Source organism: Mesorhizobium sp. M2A.F.Ca.ET.039.01.1.1 (genome assembly GCF_003998035.1).
Classification (GTDB): Bacteria; Pseudomonadota; Alphaproteobacteria; order Rhizobiales; family Rhizobiaceae; genus Mesorhizobium.
The window spans coordinates 1-2676 of the sequence record NZ_RZRY01000782.1 but is presented as its reverse complement, the minus strand read 5'-3'; the positions used below and the strand labels follow the sequence as shown (position 1 = coordinate 2676).

3 protein-coding genes, 1 pseudogene and 1 riboswitch are annotated in these 2676 nt (G+C 65.4%); of the genes and pseudogenes, 2 read left to right on the top strand and 2 right to left on the bottom strand.

Annotation, left to right across the window (positions count from 1 at the left end):
* Window positions 1-268: ATP-binding cassette domain-containing protein (locus EOA24_RS33610; RefSeq protein ID WP_133374748.1), on the bottom strand; the 268-nt coding region annotated here is incomplete at its 3' end.
* Window positions 269-278: 10 nt separating this feature from the next.
* On the bottom strand, window positions 279-923 hold the full coding sequence (locus EOA24_RS33605) for a thiamine diphosphokinase (RefSeq protein ID WP_126080769.1): 645 nt from the start codon (window positions 921-923) through the stop codon (window positions 279-281).
* 130 nt (window positions 924-1053) lie between these two features.
* Window positions 1054-1159: riboswitch (TPP riboswitch) on the top strand.
* 43 nt (window positions 1160-1202) lie between these two features.
* Here EOA24_RS33605 and thiB point away from each other — a divergent pair.
* Entirely contained in the window at window positions 1203-2213 is a 1011-nt protein-coding gene (thiB, locus tag EOA24_RS33600) for a thiamine ABC transporter substrate binding subunit (RefSeq protein WP_126080770.1), read from the top strand.
* Between the two features lie 223 nt (window positions 2214-2436).
* Window positions 2437-2676: pseudogene (locus tag EOA24_RS33590) on the top strand (thiamine/thiamine pyrophosphate ABC transporter permease ThiP); the annotation flags it as partial.

Sequence of the window (2676 nt, the reverse complement as noted above, 5' to 3'; positions counted from 1 at the left end):
CGACATAGGCGCGCACGGTGGCGAAGCCATCCATATCCGGCATCTGCGGCAGATAACGAACGGTCGCCGAGGGTTGGCGGAACACTTCGCCGTCCTGCGGCTCGATCATGCCGGCGGCGATCTTGAGCAGGGTCGACTTGCCCGAGCCGTTGCGGCCGACCAGCGCGATCTTTTCGCCGGCGGAAGCGCTGAGCGCAGCACCGTCGAGCAGCGGGGTGCCGCCGAAGGTCAGTTTAATGCCGTCGAGGTTGAGAAGTGGCGGCGCCATATCTGGAATGTCAGCTTTCGGGAAGAGGATAGGGGTGGGCCAGAAGCAGCGCCCGGCCGCGCTCCAGCGCGATGCCAAGCCGCCCTTTGACCTCGTTTGATATAGTGAGCGAGGAGCCGAACGCCACCTCGACGCGGTCGAGCGGCCATTTGGCGCCGGTGACCGTCAGGCCGGACAGGTCGGAGAAGCCGAGCACCGAAAACAGGGTGCTGTCCGCATAGTCGAAACTGGCTTTGCCAGGCAGGATGGGAACGCCTTCCTGTGCGCCGCTCGTCAGCAACACGGTCGTGCCCGCTTCTGCCAGCCGCACGGCGAGCGCCAGATGCAGGGAGGCATGGTCGGCGCGCTTGCCGCCGAAGGCGCCGGCAAGCACGAGGCTGGTGGCGCCGCGCTGGAGCGCTTCCGCTATTGCAAGCTCGCCATCGGTCATGTCCTTCTCGGCCGGGAAGATTTTTTGTGGGACGGAAGCCAGATCTTCGGGCAGGTTGGCCGGCACCGAGTCGAAATCGCCGACCCAGAGCTCGGGGACAAGGCCCAGCATGCGGGCATGGCCGATGCCGGCGTCGGCGGCGATGACGCGCGAACCAGCGATCTGGCGTTCGAGCCGGGGCGTGCGGATAAGCTCGCCGCCAAGCAGGATGGTGAATGTGCCCATGGCCGTCGCCCTTACCAGCCCGCCGGGGGAAACGGAAGCCGGAAGCGCCGCGCTTCGGTTCCTGCCTCGGAACATTAGCTGCCCGGCAAACTTCCGCTTGCACGCCGCTTCGGCCGGGCCTATCTGTCGAGACGCTCTAACGGGGTGCCGGACGTGATCCGGCTGAGAGGCAATCGAGCCAACCCGCTGAACCTGATCCGGTTTGTACCGGCGGAGGGATTAGACGTTTCGGACCATCCGGCGCCTCAATTCCTTGTCACTCGAACGAAGGAGGCGCCGATGCGCGCGATATTGTCCAAGCTTATTCTCGCAGCCGGTCTTTTGTCGCTTCTGGCCGGTGTTGCGCCTGCCGTCGCCGAGGACAAGCTCACCGTCTATACCTATGAAAGCTTCACTGCCGATTGGGGGCCCGGACCGGCGGTGAAGAAGGAATTCGAAGCCGAATGTGGCTGCGATCTCGAATTCGTCTCGGTCGCCGATGGCGTCGCGCTGCTCAACCGCGTCAAGCTCGAGGGCGCCGGCACCAAGGCCGACATCGTCCTCGGCCTCGACACCAACCTGACCGCGGACGCCAAGGCGAGCGGGCTGTTCGCGCCGCATGGCGACGTCTCGGGTATCAACGTGCCGGGCGGCTGGAGCGACGACACTTTCGTGCCGTTCGACTATGGCTATTTCGCCGTCGTCTATGACACGCAGAAGCTAAAAGTCCCGCCGAAGAGCCTGAAGGACCTGATCGAGGGTAGCGGCACCGACAAGATCGTCATCCAGGATCCGCGCACCTCGACGCCCGGCCTCGGCCTGCTCTTGTGGGTGAAGTCTGTCTATGGCGACAAGGCGCCGGAGGCCTGGGCCAAGCTCAAGACGAAAGTGCTGACGGTGACGCCGGGTTGGAGCGAGGCCTATGGCCTGTTCACCAAGGGCGAGGCGCCGATGGTGCTCTCCTACACCACCTCGCCGGCCTATCACATGGTGGCCGAGAACACCGAGCGCTATCAGGCGGCGTCCTTCGAGGAAGGCGAATACCTGCAGATCGAGGTTGCCGGCATCACCACGACGGGTGCCAAGAACCCGCTGACGCAAAAGTTCATCGCCTTCATGACCGGGCCGAAATTCCAGGACGTCATCCCGGAAACCAACTGGATGTTCCCGGCCGGCAAGACCGACAAGCCGCTCAACCCGGCCTTCGACAAACTGGTCAAGCCGACCAAGACCCTGCTGTTCAGCCCGGAGGAGGTTGCCGCCAACCGCAAGGCGTGGGCGGATGAGTGGCTGGCGGTGATGAGCAAGTAGGCTGCGATGCTTGCGCCAAGGCCCCCCTCTCTGTCCTGCCGGACATCTCCCCCTCAAGGGGGGAGATTGGCTGTCACGCCGGCTTTCGCCCATCTCCGACGTTGCAGGATCGAGCGGGGCGTCGACGCTGCCAATCTCCCCCCTAGAGGGGGAGATGGCCGGCAGGACAGAGGGAGGCGCGAAGGAACGCGGCGTTGCCTAGCTGAAGCTCGCATGGTGCGGCGTGCACTCCGCGCGTGACTCCCGCGTCACCGCCAGTGTCGTCGCGCTCGCGGCCATCGCCGCGCTCATCGGCGGCGCCTTCGCTGGCCTCATCCTCGAAGGCGCGCACGACCTCTCCGGCGCTGCCGCCGCCTTCGACGGCTACCTCCTGCGCGTGGCCCGCTTCACGCTGTGGCAAGCATTGCTCTCGACGCTGCTGTCGGTCGCGCCGGCGCTGCTGGTGGCACGCGCGCTTTCAAGG

Bases quoted from the DNA above. Each gene is read 5' to 3' on its own strand.
- EOA24_RS33605 (WP_126080769.1), bottom strand. From the start codon at position 923: ATGGGCACATTCACCATCCTGCTTGGCGGCGAGCTTATCCGCACGCCC.
- thiB (WP_126080770.1), top strand. From the start codon at position 1,203: ATGCGCGCGATATTGTCCAAGCTTATTCTCGCAGCCGGTCTTTTGTCG.